Origin of the sequence: uncultured Ruthenibacterium sp. (assembly GCF_963558415.1) — a bacterium.
In the GTDB taxonomy this organism is placed as follows: Bacteria; Bacillota; Clostridia; order Oscillospirales; family Ruminococcaceae; genus Ruthenibacterium.
The window spans coordinates 1-14,879 of record NZ_CAUWGY010000012.1; the positions used below are offsets into that span (position 1 = coordinate 1).

18 protein-coding genes are annotated in these 14,879 nt (G+C 47.8%); 17 read left to right on the forward strand and 1 reads right to left on the reverse strand.

What is annotated here, in order from left to right; genetic code table 11:
* The 3 genes from AB5H98_RS03465 to AB5H98_RS03475 form a co-directional block, all read left to right on the forward strand.
* Positions 1-1,466: FAD-dependent oxidoreductase (locus tag AB5H98_RS03465; protein ID WP_367924525.1), on the forward strand; the 1,466-nt coding region annotated here is incomplete at its 5' end.
* Positions 1,447-1,866, forward strand: coding sequence for a hydrogenase maturation nickel metallochaperone HypA (locus AB5H98_RS03470; RefSeq protein ID WP_367924526.1), 420 nt, complete (start codon positions 1,447-1,449; stop codon positions 1,864-1,866). The genes AB5H98_RS03465 and AB5H98_RS03470, both read left to right, overlap by 20 nt.
* Before the next feature lie 15 nt (positions 1,867-1,881).
* Positions 1,882-2,925 carry a DUF5692 family protein gene (locus AB5H98_RS03475; protein WP_367924527.1) on the forward strand — a complete coding sequence of 348 codons (1,044 nt, stop codon included), beginning with the start codon at positions 1,882-1,884 and terminating at the stop codon, positions 2,923-2,925.
* A 143-nt stretch (positions 2,926-3,068) separates the two neighbouring features.
* Here the strand turns inward: AB5H98_RS03475 and AB5H98_RS03480 are convergent, their stop codons facing one another.
* The gene (locus AB5H98_RS03480; protein WP_367924528.1) at positions 3,069-4,547 is read right to left on the reverse strand and encodes a DUF1846 domain-containing protein; all 1,479 of its coding nucleotides are present in this window, start codon (positions 4,545-4,547) and stop codon (positions 3,069-3,071) included.
* 356 nt (positions 4,548-4,903) lie between these two features.
* Here AB5H98_RS03480 and AB5H98_RS03485 point away from each other — a divergent pair, with 356 nt between their 5' ends.
* From AB5H98_RS03485 to AB5H98_RS03550, 14 genes are all read left to right on the forward strand, one after another.
* Positions 4,904-5,170 (forward strand): AtpZ/AtpI family protein, encoded by a 267-nt coding sequence (locus AB5H98_RS03485; protein WP_367924529.1) that lies wholly within the window; start codon positions 4,904-4,906, stop codon positions 5,168-5,170.
* A 23-nt stretch (positions 5,171-5,193) separates the two neighbouring features.
* Entirely contained in the window at positions 5,194-5,601 is a 408-nt protein-coding gene (locus tag AB5H98_RS03490) for an ATP synthase subunit I (RefSeq protein WP_367924530.1), read from the forward strand.
* Between the two features lie 65 nt (positions 5,602-5,666).
* Complete coding sequence (locus AB5H98_RS03495; protein ID WP_367924531.1) at positions 5,667-6,416, forward strand: F0F1 ATP synthase subunit A; 750 nt, start codon at positions 5,667-5,669, stop codon at positions 6,414-6,416.
* Positions 6,417-6,483: 67 nt separating this feature from the next.
* A complete protein-coding gene (atpE, locus tag AB5H98_RS03500; RefSeq protein WP_367924532.1) occupies positions 6,484-6,744 on the forward strand; it encodes an ATP synthase F0 subunit C in 261 nt (86 codons plus the stop codon).
* Between the two features lie 99 nt (positions 6,745-6,843).
* The gene (atpF, locus tag AB5H98_RS03505) at positions 6,844-7,347 is read left to right on the forward strand and encodes a F0F1 ATP synthase subunit B (protein WP_367924533.1); all 504 of its coding nucleotides are present in this window, start codon (positions 6,844-6,846) and stop codon (positions 7,345-7,347) included.
* Positions 7,344-7,880, forward strand: coding sequence for an ATP synthase F1 subunit delta (gene atpH, locus AB5H98_RS03510; protein ID WP_367924534.1), 537 nt, complete (start codon positions 7,344-7,346; stop codon positions 7,878-7,880). Before atpF ends, atpH begins: the two co-directional genes overlap by 4 nt.
* A gap of 4 nt (positions 7,881-7,884) precedes the next feature.
* Positions 7,885-9,405 carry a F0F1 ATP synthase subunit alpha gene (gene atpA / locus AB5H98_RS03515; RefSeq protein ID WP_367924535.1) on the forward strand — a complete coding sequence of 507 codons (1,521 nt, stop codon included), beginning with the start codon at positions 7,885-7,887 and terminating at the stop codon, positions 9,403-9,405.
* Between the two features lie 15 nt (positions 9,406-9,420).
* Positions 9,421-10,278 (forward strand): ATP synthase F1 subunit gamma, encoded by an 858-nt coding sequence (gene atpG / locus AB5H98_RS03520; protein ID WP_367924536.1) that lies wholly within the window; start codon positions 9,421-9,423, stop codon positions 10,276-10,278.
* A gap of 71 nt (positions 10,279-10,349) precedes the next feature.
* Entirely contained in the window at positions 10,350-11,744 is a 1,395-nt protein-coding gene (gene atpD, locus AB5H98_RS03525; protein ID WP_367924537.1) for a F0F1 ATP synthase subunit beta, read from the forward strand.
* A gap of 21 nt (positions 11,745-11,765) precedes the next feature.
* Positions 11,766-12,161, forward strand: coding sequence for an ATP synthase F1 subunit epsilon (atpC, locus tag AB5H98_RS03530; protein ID WP_367924538.1), 396 nt, complete (start codon positions 11,766-11,768; stop codon positions 12,159-12,161).
* Positions 12,162-12,307: 146 nt separating this feature from the next.
* Entirely contained in the window at positions 12,308-12,682 is a 375-nt protein-coding gene (locus AB5H98_RS03535; RefSeq protein WP_367924539.1) for a hypothetical protein, read from the forward strand.
* A gap of 13 nt (positions 12,683-12,695) precedes the next feature.
* A complete protein-coding gene (locus AB5H98_RS03540; RefSeq protein WP_367924540.1) occupies positions 12,696-12,893 on the forward strand; it encodes a hypothetical protein in 198 nt (65 codons plus the stop codon).
* A gap of 91 nt (positions 12,894-12,984) precedes the next feature.
* The gene (locus AB5H98_RS03545; RefSeq protein WP_367924541.1) at positions 12,985-13,656 is read left to right on the forward strand and encodes a response regulator transcription factor; all 672 of its coding nucleotides are present in this window, start codon (positions 12,985-12,987) and stop codon (positions 13,654-13,656) included.
* Positions 13,653-14,714 (forward strand): ATP-binding protein, encoded by a 1,062-nt coding sequence (locus tag AB5H98_RS03550; protein WP_367924542.1) that lies wholly within the window; start codon positions 13,653-13,655, stop codon positions 14,712-14,714. The genes AB5H98_RS03545 and AB5H98_RS03550 overlap by 4 nt, the downstream gene beginning before the upstream one ends.
* Positions 14,715-14,879: the final 165 nt, after the last annotated feature.

A 14,879-nucleotide genomic window follows, 5' to 3' on the forward strand; every position in this document is an offset into this window, starting at 1 on the left:
GTACCCGTGGTACTGTGGATCAGGCAGTGGCCATCGATGCGGTCAAAAAATTTATTGCTCAGCAGGATTTGAACGCAGAGACTCGTTATGTCCCGCCCATTGTTCCGCCTTCAAACCGAGGCGGATTTGAAGAAAAAATCGCAATCATCGGTGCGGGTCCGGCCGGTCTGTCCTGTGCCTATTATCTGGCGGAAAAAGGCTATCGACCTACGGTATTTGAGAAAAATGAAAAGCCTGGCGGTATGCTTGTGTATGGCATCCCTTCCTATAAATTGGAGAAGGATGTTGTGGAGGCCGAAGTGGACGTTCTGCGTCAAATGGGCGTGGAGATTCGTTGCGGTGTGGAGGTCGGCCGGGATGTAACGCTGCAAGATCTGCGTAAACAAGGGTACAAAGCTTTCTATGTGGCCATCGGCTGTCAAGGCGGTCGGCGGGCAGGCATTCCCGGTGAGGAAGCTGAAGGTGTGATGACCGCGGTGGATTTCTTGCGAAATGTCTGTGCGGATGAAACATTAAAGGTACAGGGAAGAGCCGTAGTGATTGGCGGTGGAAACGTAGCCATTGACGTAGCGCGCTCCAGTCTGCGATGCGGTGCGCAACAGGTAGAGATGTACTGTCTGGAACAGAGAAATGCAATGCCTGCTTCCGCTGAAGAGGTAGCCGAAGCGCTGGAAGAGGGAGTTGCGCTGAACTGCGGTTGGGGCCCCAAAGAGATTTTGACCAGTGAGGGAAAAGTTGTAGGCGTGGTATTCAAACGCTGCGTATCTGTATTGGATGCGGAAGGTAGGTTTGCTCCCGTTTACAACGAGGAGGAGACTGTCACCGTTCCTTGTGAAAACGTATTTTTGAGCATTGGTCAGAGTATCCAGTGGGGTGATTTGCTCAAGGATTCCCGTGTGGAGTTGGCAGGCGGTGGTCGCGCGTGCGCAGACGCACTGACCTATCAGACCGCTGAGCCGGATGTGTTCGTAGGCGGTGATGTGTACACCGGTCCGAAGTTTGCAATCGACGCTATTGCGGCGGGCAAGGAGGGAGCCGTTTCCATCCACCGGTTTGTACAGCCCAATACCAGCCTGACAATCGGCCGCAACCGTCGTGATTTTAAAGAGCTGGATAAGAAAAATGTAGTGTTGGAGAGCTATGATACTTCTTCCCGACAAGAGGCTGGTATGGAGGCAGACGTGGATGCAGCGCACTCTTTCCGGGACGCACATAAGACTTTGACCGAAGAGCAAGTGCGCACGGAAACGGCCCGGTGCCTTGGCTGTGGTGCATCTGTGGTGGATCCAAACAAATGTATTGGCTGTGGCATCTGTACCACTAAGTGTGAATTCGACGCCATTCATTTGCACCGCGAGTTGCCTGAATGCAGCAAAATGGTGCGCTCGGAAGATAAATTCAAGGCAATTCTGCCGTATATGCTCAAGCGGGAGATTAAAATCCGCTTTGGCAAGAAAGAACCGTGAACTTATGCATGAATTGGGAATCGTATTTCATATTATTCGCAGCGTGGAAGGGGTGGGCCAAGCCAATCAGGTAAGGCGTATCTCTGCTGTGGCTCTGGAACTGGGCGAGGTGTCCGGCGTAGTAGAGGAATACTTACAGGATTGCTGGAAATGGGCTGTGGGGCGCAGCGAAATGTTGAACGGTGCAAAACTAAAGGTGCATACCATTCCGGCGCGAACGGTATGTGAAGCGTGCGGGAAGGTATATCCCACGGTGCACTACGGCAAACAGTGTCCTGCCTGTGGCAGTGGAGAAACCCATCTTGTACAAGGAAATGAGATGATGATTCAGGAAATCGAGATACTGCAAGAGAACGAGGAACGGGCAGAGAACGACACACCCGCAAGCGGGGAAAGTTGAGAGAGGAGTTTTATCATGTTGTTTCAAATTTACGGCGAAAACGCGGGCTATCAACTTTTGGGATGGCTGATGGTATTTGTAGGTCTGATTGTAGTCAATGAGCTTTCTCGCAGAACGAAAAAGGGAGGAATCTTCTTTTTCCTAATTTTACCGGCGGGGCTTACCATCTATTTTGCATCCATCTACATCGGTGCGGCTATGGGTGCTGAGTGGGCTTTAAACAATCCTACTTACGTGCATATGAATAGCTGGTTTCATTATGCCAAACTGTACGCGGCAACAGCCGGCTGCATTGGCTTTATGATGCTGAAGTACAAATGGGGAATTGCCAAAAACGATTGGTTCAAAGTCTTCCCATTTGCCATCGTAGCCATCAATATTCTGATTGCTGTGGGCAGCGATTTTGAGTCGGGTATCCGCGGCGCCATGGCTCTGGCTCAGACTGGAGATCGTTGGTGGCTGTCCAGCGAAAACGTATGGTTGTACGGCGGTTGGTGGAACTGGGTCAACGGCATTGCCGGTATTCTGAACATTCTCTGCATGACCGGCTGGTGGGGAATTTATACTTCCAAAAAGCAACAGGATATGCTGTGGCCGGATATGACCTTCCTATTCATTGTGGCTTATGATTTGTGGAACTTTGAATATACTTACAACAACTTGCCCACCCATGCCTGGTATTGTGGTTTGGCTTTGCTGCTGGCACCTACCTTTGCCAATGCACTTTGGAACAAGGGCGGATGGATTCAAAACCGTGCCAACACCTTGGCGCTGTGGTGCATGTTTGCGCAGGTGTTCCCGTTGTTCCAGGATGCCAGTGTTTTCTCCACATTGCCGGTGCTTTACACAGACGGTGTGATGGATGCAACTACTCGTCCTACTTCGGCGGATCCGACCATGCAGGGTGTGATTGCTATCCTTGCGCTGGCGGCCAATGTGATTGTTCTGGCCATTATCATCAAGCGTTCGGTAGAACAGAAAAAGAATCCGTATAAGAATGAGATTTTCACAGATCAGCGCGATTTCAAGCTGGCGATGGCAAGAGCAGAAAAGAATTAAACTCTTTAAAAAGGGAGAGACGCATGCGTCTCTCCCTTTTGTGTTTTGGGTTGTGGATTTTGCAAAAAGAGGATTTCTATGGTGACAACATCGAAAAAGCGCAGGTAAACAAAAAAGCAGCCTCATAAGAGGCTGCTTTTTCATTAAAAGAAGAGATCTTTGCTGGGATAAATGGGTTCACAGGTCAAGCGAAGACCCATTTTACGGAGCGTTCCTTCATCGCCGGTGTGCAGCATAGTAGTGGAGTGCATTTCACAGTCACGCAGTGTGGGAAGCTCCTCCATCGCACGGGCTGTCATGGTGTTGGTTGCGGCAGTAATGGCCAGCGCGGCGAGAACATCGTCCACTTTCAGGACACTGGAACGGCTGCCCAGAATATTGATTTTCAGTTTCAGAATCGGTTCCAATACAATGGGGCTGATCAGCATCAGCGAGTCGTCAATGCCAGCCAATACCTTGATGGCGTTCAAAACACAAGAAGAGGAGGCGCTCATCAAATTGGAGGCTTTTCCTGTTACTACTTGTCCATTGGGAAGTTGGATTGCCGTAGCGGCTACGCCGGACGCTTTGCTTTTTTCAAGAGCCGCATCCACTACAGCTCGGTCATGAGGATTGATGTTCATCTCCTGCATGATTCGTTTGATTTTATCGACGGCCTCTTGCGTGCCCTTGCCTTGCTTGTGGTCACACAATGCTTTAAAGAAACGCCGAATAATTTCTTGGCCCGATGCCTCACGTACCACCTGGTCATCAACGATGGCGTATCCCACCATGTTTACACCCATGTCGGTAGGCGATTGATATACATTGTCGCCAGAAATACGGGATAAAATATTGCGTACAATGGGGAAGGCCTCTACGTCACGGTTGTAATTGACCGTAGTTTTTCCATAGGCTTCCAAGTGGAAGGGGTCAATCATGTTCACATCGGCCAAATCAGCGGTTGCAGCCTCATAAGCCAAGTTGACAGGATGCTTCAAAGGCAAATTCCATACCGGGAACGTTTCAAATTTTGCATAGCCTGCACGACGTCCCATACGAATCTCATGGTATACCTGAGAAAGACAGGTTGCCAGTTTGCCGGATCCCGGGCCAGGAGCAGTTACAACAACCAACGGCTTAGTGGTTTCAATATAAGGGTTGGAACCGTATCCCTCGTCGCTGCAAATATAGTCGATCTCAGTGGGATATCCCTTAATGGGACGGTGAATATAGTTTTTTACGCCGCGCATTGTGAGCTTCATGCTAAATGCATCTGCTGCACTTTGGCCCGTGTACTGGGTAATTACCACGCTGTTTACACTGATGCCCATAGCGGTGATATCGTCAATCAAGCGCAGAACTTCCATGTCATAGCTAATACCCAGGTCCGCCCGAACTTTGGTCTTTTCAATATCGCCAGCGCTTACAGCAAAAATGATTTCAGCCTGCTCACGCAGCTCGTACAAGAGTCGAATTTTTCCGTTGGCATCATAGCCGGGGAGCACACGCGCTGCATGATAGTCATCGAACAGCTTTCCGCCAAATTCAAGGTATAATTTTCCGTCAAAATGGTTGATTCGCTCTAAAATGTGCTCTTTTTGCTTTTGAATGTACAGGCTATTGTCAAACCCTGTTTGCATAAGATGACGCCCCTCTTCCCAATCTTATAAAAACAACTTTTTAATAAAATCTAAACCACACCGGTAAAAAACAACTATTATTAAGCATACCATTAATCGGCCCTTTTAGACAAGTTCCTTTCAAAAAAATCTTTGTTAAAAAAATCACGTTAAATAATAGGAGAATTTGGTGTTTCTGCATGAAAGTTTCTAAATTCCACTCTGTGGATTTTGAAACGTATTTTTTGACATATTGTTGTGGTTTTACCAGGAAAATAGGAAAACTTCACAATAAAAAAGCCGTAAATTTCATTGTATTTATGCTGTTTTTTCGCTATAATATTAAAGAAATTTGTACAATATAGGCGGTGTGTATTTTGCGAAAAACAGGTTGGCTTAAAGTGATGAGACATTTGTCATGGCTCACGCAAGTAGGCTTTTCTGTGTCCGCACCGTTGATTCTTCTTTTGCTGGGAGCATATTGGCTGGTAAACAAGTGTGGTTGGGGAGCCTGGGTATATATTGTAGCTATCATATTAGGAATAGGCGCAGGGGCTTCTTCGTTTGCGCAGTTTGCCGGGTTCTTTAAAAGGCAGATCAATCAATCGCAAGAACAGAATGATGATTCCCAAAGAAAACTTTGATGGATAATTTGAGGTGGAAGTGGATGAGTAAAACTTCATCGACCATTATAAAGACCACAGCGCAAATCGCTTTGGGAGAGCTGATTGGGGCCGCTGTTATGGTGGCAGTTTTTGCGCTTTTACAAAAGTTTGACTACACAGTGGTGACAGGAGCCCTTCTAGGCGGCGCGGGTGCTGTGCTGAACTTCTATTTGATGTCACTTTCAGTCAAACGCGCATTGGGACGCGGGGTGCAAGGGAAAAATCGCATGCTGCTGTCTTATATTTTGAGAATGTTTTTAATGGTTGCGATTATGGCAGTCGGAATTCTTTGCCCGTATTTCCATTGGATCGCAGTGATTGTGCCTTATTTATTCCCGTCTTTGACCATTTGTGCGATGCGCTTTTTGCATCTTTACGAACCGGGAAGATTTGGAGAAGAGGAAAAATAATTTTGGTAACGTCCGCGCTCAGCGGTTGAAAATGTTCTTTGGGAAAAGCGAGGTGAGAGAGTAGCATGGATGTTTCAATCAATGGCGCACCGGTCTATTTTACGCTGGACGTTTTTGGCGGGATTCCCATTTCGGCCACATTAGTGGTGACATGGGTGATCATGCTGTTGCTGACCGGTTTGTGCATTTGGATGACAAGAGATTTGAAGGTGACTGGGATTTCCAAAAAACAGGCAGTTGCGGAGTTCTTGGTGACCACGGCGGAAAATTTTGTGCTTAATAACATGGGAAAGAAATGGAGCAATTTCATCCCGTTTGTGGCGGCACTGTTTGCGCTTTCTATTTGCTCCAGCTTGTCGGGCTTATTAGGCGTGTTTGCGCCTACGGCAGACCTTTCCACAGAATTGTCATGGGCCGTAGTGGTATTTATTATGATTACGGCTACCAAGATCAAGACGGGTGGCTTGGGCGGATACCTCAAAGGCTTTACCCAACCGATTTTTGTGTTGACTCCGTTCAACGTTATCAGTGAGCTGGCGACGCCTATTTCAATGGCTTTCCGTCATTTCGGAAATATTGTTTCCGGAACGGTTATCAGCACGCTTGTGTATGCCGCGTTAACAGTGGCCAACCGTGCACTGTTTGGTCTTATCCCCGGTTTTGTGGGGGATATCTTAGGGGAGATTCCATTCTTGACAGTCGGTATACCGGCTGTATTGAGCTTGTACTTTGACTGGTTTTCCAGCTTTATGCAGGCGTTTATCTTCTCTATGTTAACCATGATGTACATTGCCACGGCGGCAGAGGATGGTTGATCGGATGCTGTGCGGGAATGACAAAAAAGTTTTTATTTTGGAAAATTAATTTAGGAGGAAACAAAAAATGGAAAGAGCTTTGGTATTGATGGGATGCGCCATCGGCGCGGGTTTGGCTTTGATTGCAGGTATTGGTCCTGGTATCGGTGAAGGTTATGCAGTTGGTAAATCCTGTGAGGCCATTGCACGTCAACCGGAGGCAAAAGGCGACGTTACCAGCACGATGCTGCTTGGTTGCGCTATTGCAGAGACAACGGGTATTTATGGCTTCGTTACTGGCTTGTTGCTGTTGTTCGTGGCTCCCGGCCTTTTCTTGGGAATGCTGTAATTGATTCAATAAATCTGAAATCGATTGCAAAACTAGAAGGGTTTGAAGTGACCTTTCGGTACGGATTTTGCGATTCAAGGAAAAGGAGGGAATTCAGATATGGAATATCAGTCCTTGGTAGGAGTTGTACCATGGACCTTCGTCGCTCAGATCTGCAATCTGTTCCTTCAAGCGTTTTTGTTTAAAAAGTTTTTGTTCAAGCCAATCAAGGAGATCATGCACAAGCGCATGCAGCAGGTGGATGATAACTATGGTGCGGCAGAGCAGGCCAATAAGGATGCGCAGGCACTAAAAGATGAGTATGAGCAAAGACTTGCCAGTGCAAAACAGGAAGCTGGCGAGATTGTAAAAGCGGCCAATGTTCGTGCGGGAGCACAGGCTGAACAGCTTGTGAATCAGGCACGTGAAGAGGCGGCTGCACTGAAGGCAAAGGCAGAAAAGGATATCGAAATGGAACGCAGAAAGGCTGCGGGAGAGCTCAAAAACGATATTTCTGCTTTGGCGCTGGATCTGGCGGGTAAGGTTGTAGAGCGTGAAATCGATTCCAAAGAACATCAAGAATTGATTGATCGTTTTATTGACCGTGTGGGTGATCCGTCATGACCGCGGCGGAAAAAGAGTACGGCGGCGCTTTGTATGATCTGGCTGTGGAGGAAAAATGCGAGGATCAGGTGCTGGAAGGACTGCGCCTAGTGCAGCGCTTGTTGGCAGAGAATCCGCAGTATAAAAAATTGTTGGAACAGCCGGCAATTCGCAAAGAAGAACGGCTGGCCCTTTTGGATCAGGCATTGAGCGGCAATGTACAGCAATATGTGGTTAGTTTTTTGAAAATTCTGTGCGAGCGCCGAGCACTTTCTAGTTTAGATGGATGTGTTGCAGAATTTTGTTCACGTTTGTATGAGGCGCGAGGTATTTTGCCGGTGGTTGCATTCAGTGCAGTTCCGTTAACCGAGCAACAAGCCGAAGCGCTTCGACAGAAATTGGCGAAGACAACGGGAAAGAATATCCTGCTTGAGAATAAAGTGGACAAATCTCTTGTGGGCGGCGTCAAAGTAGAGTATGAAGGCAAAGAGCTGGATGGCTCTGTGGCGGGACGTTTTGAAGCGTTGCGCCATTTGCTCTTAGAAAGTTGGTGAGAGGATGCAGTTAAAACCAGAAGATATCAGCAAGATTATCAAAAGCCAGATCAAAAATTATGATGCACAGATCCAGAGCGCGGAAACCGGAACTGTTATCATGGTAGGTGACGGTATTGCACGTGCCTATGGGCTGGAAAAGTGTATGGCCAACGAGCTGGTGGAATTTGCAAATGGCGAATACGGCATGGCCCTCAACCTTGAGGAAAACAGTGTCGCAATCGTAATTTTGGGTTCGGACGAAGGCATCAAAGAGGGAGATACGGTCAAGAGAACCGGTCGCGTTGTGAGCGTGCCCGTGGGTGAAGCCATGATCGGCCGTGTCGTCAATGCTCTGGGTCAGCCCATCGATGGAAATGGCCCCATCGAAACAAAAGAATTTCGTCCCATTGAACACAAGGCCCCGGGAATTATTGAGCGAAAAGGTGTTAGTGTTCCGCTCCAGACCGGTATCAAGGCTATTGACAGTATGATCCCCATTGGACGCGGACAGCGTGAATTGATCATCGGCGACCGTCAGACAGGTAAGACGGTATTGGCGACGGATACGATTATCAATCAGAAAGGCAAGGGCGTACTGTGCATCTATGTGGCCATTGGCCAGAAACGTTCAACGGTTGCACAGTTGGTAGAAACATTGAATGCGGCCGGTGCCATGGAGTATACAACGGTTGTGTCTGCAACGGCTTCGGAGTTGAGCCCGCTGCAGTACATTGCTCCGTATTCCGGATGTGCAATGGCCGAGTATTTCATGGACCAGGGCAAGGACGTATTAATTGTGTACGACGATTTGTCCAAGCATGCCGTGGCTTACCGTGCGCTGAGCTTGTTGATTCGGCGTCCGCCCGGACGTGAGGCCTATCCTGGCGATGTTTTCTATCTCCACAGCCGTCTGCTGGAACGCGCAGCGCGTATGGCACCCGAATACGGTGGTGGTTCCATTACGGCACTGCCTATTATTGAGACGCAGGCAGGGGACGTGTCCGCTTATATTCCGACCAACGTGATTTCTATCACAGACGGTCAGATCTTCCTCGAATCGGAATTGTTCCACTCTGGTGTTATGCCGGCCGTGAACCCGGGTATTTCCGTTTCCCGTGTAGGTGGTAACGCACAGATCAAAGCGATGAAGAAGGTTTCCGGTACTTTGAAACTGCTTTATTCTCAGTACCGTGAACTGCAGTCTTTCGCGCAGTTTGGATCTGATCTGGACAGCGATACAAAACGTCGGTTGGCACAGGGTGAACGCATCGTAGAGGTGCTTAAGCAGAATCGAAATTCTCCAATTCCTGTAGAACTGCAAGTGTGCATTCTGTATGCAGTGGTTCATGATTTGTTGATGGATGTACCTGTGGATAAGATTAAGGATTACGAGAAAGAAATGTATGAAGATATGTCTGCACTGCACGATGCGGATGTTTTGGCGCCCATTCGTGAGACAGGAAAATTAGACGAGTCCACGGAACAGGCGTTGAAGAAAGCGTTGGAGGATTTCACACAGCGCTTTGTACAATCTCATCAGTAAAGGAGGCACAAGCCGATGGCTGCTTCATCGATGAAAGACATCAAGCTGCGCATGAAAAGCGTAGAGAGCACCATGCAGATCACCAAGGCGATGGAGCTTGTGGCCTCTTCCAAACTGCGGCGGGCAAAACTGCATGCGGAGCAGACGCGCCCTTATTTTACGACGCTGCATCAAACGCTTACGGACATTGCGTACGGGAATACGGATTTTTCCTCTCCCTATGTTCAAAAGCGCGATGTCAATAAGCGGTGTTACGTAATGATTGCCGGCGACCGTGGACTTGCGGGCGGATACAACAGCAATCTGTTCAAGGCGATGGAAGAACATCGTGCCGGTGCAGACAGTTTGTTTTTGCCTATTGGCAAAAAGGCAGTGGAATATTGCACACGTCATCAGCTTCCGATTCTCACATCGGAGTATTCTTTGGCAGAAGATGTGGGAATGGGCGATTGTGCTGCGATGGCCCGATTGCTGTGCCAGGCTTTTTGCAAGGGCGAATTTGATGAGCTTGAAATTGTATATACCAATTTTGTCTCCATGCTCAGCCAGCAGCCAGCCGTTCTCAAAACGTTGCCGCTGAATTATGACCGACAGCAGGCGCAACAACAGACGCGTCCACAGACTTTGACTTTGTACGAACCGTCCAGTGAGGCGGTGTACAATGCCATTGTACCGGAATATGTGGCCGGTCTGATTTACGGGGCTATGGCAGAAAGTGTGGCAAGCGAGCAGGGCGCGCGGCGTACGGCAATGGATGCGGCCAGCAAGAATGCAAGCGAAATGATTGAGGACTTGTCTTTGCATTACAACCGGGCGCGTCAAGCCGCCATCACGCAGGAGATTACGGAGATTGTGGCCGGTGCGGAAGCATAAAGGCCAAACAGAAACTAAGAAAGAGGAAGGAGCGTATCACCTGGCTTCTTCTTTTGCAAAGGAGTTGCATTATGGAGCAAAAGAACATCGGTGCAGTGACCCAGATTATGGGCCCTGTGCTGGATATTAAGTTCCCGGACGGCCATTTGCCCGATTTGCTCAACGCAATCACGGTGCAAAACGGCGATGAGACCGTCACGGTGGAGGTGGCACAGCATGTGGGCGACAACGTTGTTCGCTGCATCGCTATGGCCAGCACCGATGGAATGGTGCGTGGAGCCCAGGCAGTAGATACCGGCTCTCCCATTCAGGTGCCGGTTGGTGAGTGCACGCTGGGCCGTATTTTCAATCTTCTCGGACAGCCGATTGACAACAAACCTGCTCCTGACGGAGCAGAACTGTGGCCGATTCACCGCAAAGCGCCTGCCTACGATGAGCAGGAGTCTACAACCGAGATTCTGGAAACAGGTATTAAAGTTGTTGACTTGATTGCTCCCTACGCAAAAGGCGGTAAAATTGGTTTGTTCGGCGGTGCAGGCGTAGGTAAGACAGTGTTGATTATGGAGTTGATCAACAACGTGGCCAAACAGCATGGCGGCCTTTCCGTGTTTACCGGCGTCGGAGAACGTACCCGTGAGGGAAACGATTTGTACAACGAGATGACGGAGTCTGGCGTTCTGTCCAAAACGGCTTTGGTCTACGGACAGATGAACGAGCCGCCAGGAGCACGTATGCGTGTGGCTCTGTCGGGCTTGACCATGGCGGAATATTTCCGCGATCGTGAAAATCAGGACGTGTTGTTGTTCATCGACAACATCTTCCGTTTTACCCAGGCAGGCTCCGAGGTATCGGCTTTGTTGGGACGTATGCCGTCGGCGGTAGGTTATCAGCCTACTCTGGCAACAGAAATGGGTGCCTTGCAGGAGCGCATTACTTCTACTAAAAAAGGTTCCATCACGTCGGTACAGGCTGTTTATGTTCCGGCGGACGACTTGACGGACCCGGCCCCCGCTACGACTTTTGCGCACTTGGATGCGACAACGGTTTTGAGCCGTAGCATTTCTTCTTTGGGTATTTACCCTGCGGTAGATCCGTTGGAGTCTACTTCTCGCATTTTGTCGCCGGATGTTGTAGGCAAAGAGCACTATGAAGTTGCGCGTGAGGTGCAGCGCATTTTGCAGCGCTACAAGGAATTGCAGGATATCATTGCCATTATGGGTATGGATGAATTGTCGGAAGAAGATAAGCTCACCGTATCTCGTGCGCGCAAGATTCAGCGTTTCTTGTCACAGCCCTTCAGTGTCGCAGAACAATTCACAGGTATGGAAGGAAAGTATGTGCCTTTGAAAGAGACCATTCGCGGCTTCAAGGAGATCATCGAAGGAAAACACGACGATCTGCCGGAGTCTGCCTTCCTGTTTGTGGGAACGATCGACGAGGCCGTGGAAAAGGCAAAGACGCTGTAAAGCGGGAAAGGAAGAGAGAAAATGTCTACCTTTCATTTACAGATCGTCACGCCGGACGGCGAGTTCTTTGACGGCGAGGCCGAACGCATCAGTGTGAGGACCATTGACGGAGATGTAGCTATTTTGGCAAAGCATGTTCCTTATGTCACGGCTCTGGGCACAGGTGAGGCTCATGTGGTCGTAGATGGTCAAACTAGACGTGCGGCGGCCAATGGAGGAATGTTGGCGGTGACTGCGGACCATGTTCGTGTAGTAGCCACGACGTTCGAATGGGCAGAAGAAATCGACGTCGAGCGTGCAAAACGCGCAAAAGAGGATGCCGAAAGGCGCATTCAAAATGCCAAGGATGCGCATGAACTTCAGCTTGCGAAAGCACGGCTCTCTCGTGCGTTGGTTCGACTGAATGTGGCAAAATAATTTTTTAAGACGTGACTTTTGCAAAATGCAAAAGTCACGTCTTTTTTTATTTTTAACAAAACACAAACAAAATCTTATTCCAACAAAAACAAAGCGGGTGTAAATTACATAGCAGATACCGAGATATTCAAACGGGAGGAAATGCTATGAAAAAGAAAAATTTTGTTTCTCTTTTGTTGACGACAGCAGGTGTGATTCTTTTAGGATTGGGAATGTGTATGTGCCTTGTTTCAGAATGGGAAATGTTTTCACAGGGAATTGTGGTGGGGGCAATCGGAATCCTGATTTTACTGGCAATGGTCGGTGTCCGTCGAAAAATGAGTGGAAAGCCATTGCTCCGCGTGTGCCTGCGAACGATCGGGCAAATCTTGTGGGGGATGGCAGGTGCGCTCATCCTCGGAGTTGGCATGTGCTTTACAATGCTTTGGGACAGATTGCCCCTGGGAATCGGGATCGGGATTGCGGGTATATTGATGCTGATTAGTCTTGTACCGATTTGCAGAGGATTGCGCGCAGAATGAAAGGAGAATAAAAATGGAAAAGTATCGGTTGAAAGTACCTGGCAATATGGGTAAAAAAGTCAAAAACACTTATCAAAAGGTTGAGGACAGTACGGTAGGACTTTATAAGCACATCGAAAACGGTGTGGTAAGCGCTTACCAAAAGGTGGAAGACGCCTTCGTAGAATCTTTTTTGGAAAAAACAGAAAATCAGGATGAATCGGATAAATAAAAAAGGCCCGCGTAGAATAAACGCGGGCCTTTTGCAAACAAAACTTTAACATTTGCATGATATAATTGGAAAAAATCAGGGGGGAGTATTCGTGTTTAAAATATTGGTGGTAGAGGATGATCCGGATTTGAATAGAACGGTATGCGCCTATTTATCACAGAGAGGGTATTGGGCAGTTGGGTGCAGAAACGCACGGGACGCTTATGACGCTCTTTATCGGGATGTTTTTGATTTGATCGTATCGGATGTTATGATGCCGGAGATTGATGGCTACTCGTTCGCACGGACGGTGCGTCAGCTAGATGAGCAAATTCCGATTTTATTTATGACTGCTAGAGATGACTTTGCGTCTAAACAGCGTGGATATCAAGCAGGTATTGACGATTATATGGTTAAGCCTATAGAGTTGGATGAACTGGGATTGAGAATCGGGGCTCTGCTGCGTCGGGCGGGGATTGCGGCAAGCAAAAAGTTGACAGTGGGACATTTTATAATGGACGCTGAGGAGAGGGCGGCCTATCTAAATGGCGAAGAAATTGCATTGACCGCGAGAGAATTTGATTTGCTTTACAAGCTGCTATCTTATCCCAAAAAAGCGTTTACCCGTACGCAATTGATGGATGAATTCTGGGATGCGGATACAAACTCGAGTTCCAGAACGGTTGATGTTTACATGACCAAATTGCGGGATAAGCTTTCACAATGTAAGGATTTTGAAATCGTCACGGTTCGGGGGTTGGGCTATAAGGCGGTGTTGAAATGAAACGGCAGGAAACGGTTGTACGGATTTGGTCTTTTGTACGCAACTATTTGCTGTTCTTTGGTGGAACGGCATTTGTGGTAACGTGCTGTATTCTTCTTTTTTCGCCGCCGATAGAGCAGGTTACGCCTGAATTTCGATACAGAGCGGCTCTTACATTTTTGAATGTGTTTTTTCTGAGCTTTCTATTGACGGCACTGAACGTTTTTTGGAGACGGTTGACTGTGGCAAGGCCGGTAAAACGGATTTTAAAGGCGACTCAGCGATTTACAGCAGGAGATTTTTCTGTGCGCCTGGAAAGAACGCATGGCTTGGAACAGATGGATGAATTGGACTCCATCATTGACAATTTGAATCGTATGGCGCAGGAACTATCCGGAGTGGAGACGTTGCGTACAGATTTCATCGCCAATGTTTCTCATGAGTTGAAAACTCCGCTGGCAGTGATTGATAATTATGCACAGATGCTGCAAGCACCGAAAATCTCTGAAAGAGAACGTTTGGAATATGCACAGACAATTGAACAAACAGTCCGGAGGCTAAGCGAACTGGTGGAAAACGTTCTTAAGTTGAATAAGCTGGAAAATCAACAGATTTTTTTGCATAAGCGGCGATATTTGGTAAATGAACAACTGTGTGCATGTATGTTGGAATTTGAGAATCTGTGGGAGAAAAAGAAGCTTGTTATTGATGCAGACCTAGCGGATGTGTATATCAATGCCGACGAGGAACTCTTGTACCTAGTATGGAGCAATTTGTTTTCAAATGCAATTAAATTTACGCCCGAAGGGGGAAAGATTGCTGTGCACCTGAAGGAGGAAGAGGCATATGTTCAGGTGCAAGTTAGTGATACAGGTTGCGGAATGACTGAGGAAGTAGGAAAACATATTTTTGATCGGTTTTATCAAGGAGATCCCTCTCATTCGACGCAGGGAAATGGCTTAGGACTAGCACTTGTCAAACGTATTATGGACATCTTAGAAGGGGAAATTGAAGTGAAAAGTATTTATGGTGAGGGAAGCACGTTTTGTATTCGTTTGCCTAAAGAGAATGTTTCATGAAAAGGTTGATAAGAAATTGTTTTTTAGTTCAAAATCCAATACGGATAATAGGGATGGTTGTACTGGATGCGCTTTTGTTGACAATGACTTTTTGTGCAGATTTGCAAGATCATCCCGCAGCATCGGTAATATATGCACTTTCGGTCTACGTATTGGTAGCCTTTT

Coding starts and splice junctions, on each gene's coding strand:
- AB5H98_RS03475 (WP_367924527.1), top strand. CDS start 1,882: ATGTTGTTTCAAATTTACGGCGAAAACGCGGGCTATCAACTTTTGGGA.
- atpG (WP_367924536.1), top strand. CDS start 9,421: ATGGCTGCTTCATCGATGAAAGACATCAAGCTGCGCATGAAAAGCGTA.
- atpA (WP_367924535.1), top strand. CDS start 7,885: ATGCAGTTAAAACCAGAAGATATCAGCAAGATTATCAAAAGCCAGATC.
- AB5H98_RS03540 (WP_367924540.1), top strand. CDS start 12,696: ATGGAAAAGTATCGGTTGAAAGTACCTGGCAATATGGGTAAAAAAGTC.
- atpE (WP_367924532.1), top strand. CDS start 6,484: ATGGAAAGAGCTTTGGTATTGATGGGATGCGCCATCGGCGCGGGTTTG.
- AB5H98_RS03480 (WP_367924528.1), bottom strand. CDS start 4,547: ATGCAAACAGGGTTTGACAATAGCCTGTACATTCAAAAGCAAAAAGAG.
- atpC (WP_367924538.1), top strand. CDS start 11,766: ATGTCTACCTTTCATTTACAGATCGTCACGCCGGACGGCGAGTTCTTT.
- AB5H98_RS03495 (WP_367924531.1), top strand. CDS start 5,667: ATGGATGTTTCAATCAATGGCGCACCGGTCTATTTTACGCTGGACGTT.
- atpF (WP_367924533.1), top strand. CDS start 6,844: ATGGAATATCAGTCCTTGGTAGGAGTTGTACCATGGACCTTCGTCGCT.
- atpH (WP_367924534.1), top strand. CDS start 7,344: ATGACCGCGGCGGAAAAAGAGTACGGCGGCGCTTTGTATGATCTGGCT.
- AB5H98_RS03550 (WP_367924542.1), top strand. CDS start 13,653: ATGAAACGGCAGGAAACGGTTGTACGGATTTGGTCTTTTGTACGCAAC.
- AB5H98_RS03490 (WP_367924530.1), top strand. CDS start 5,194: ATGAGTAAAACTTCATCGACCATTATAAAGACCACAGCGCAAATCGCT.
- AB5H98_RS03535 (WP_367924539.1), top strand. CDS start 12,308: ATGAAAAAGAAAAATTTTGTTTCTCTTTTGTTGACGACAGCAGGTGTG.
- atpD (WP_367924537.1), top strand. CDS start 10,350: ATGGAGCAAAAGAACATCGGTGCAGTGACCCAGATTATGGGCCCTGTG.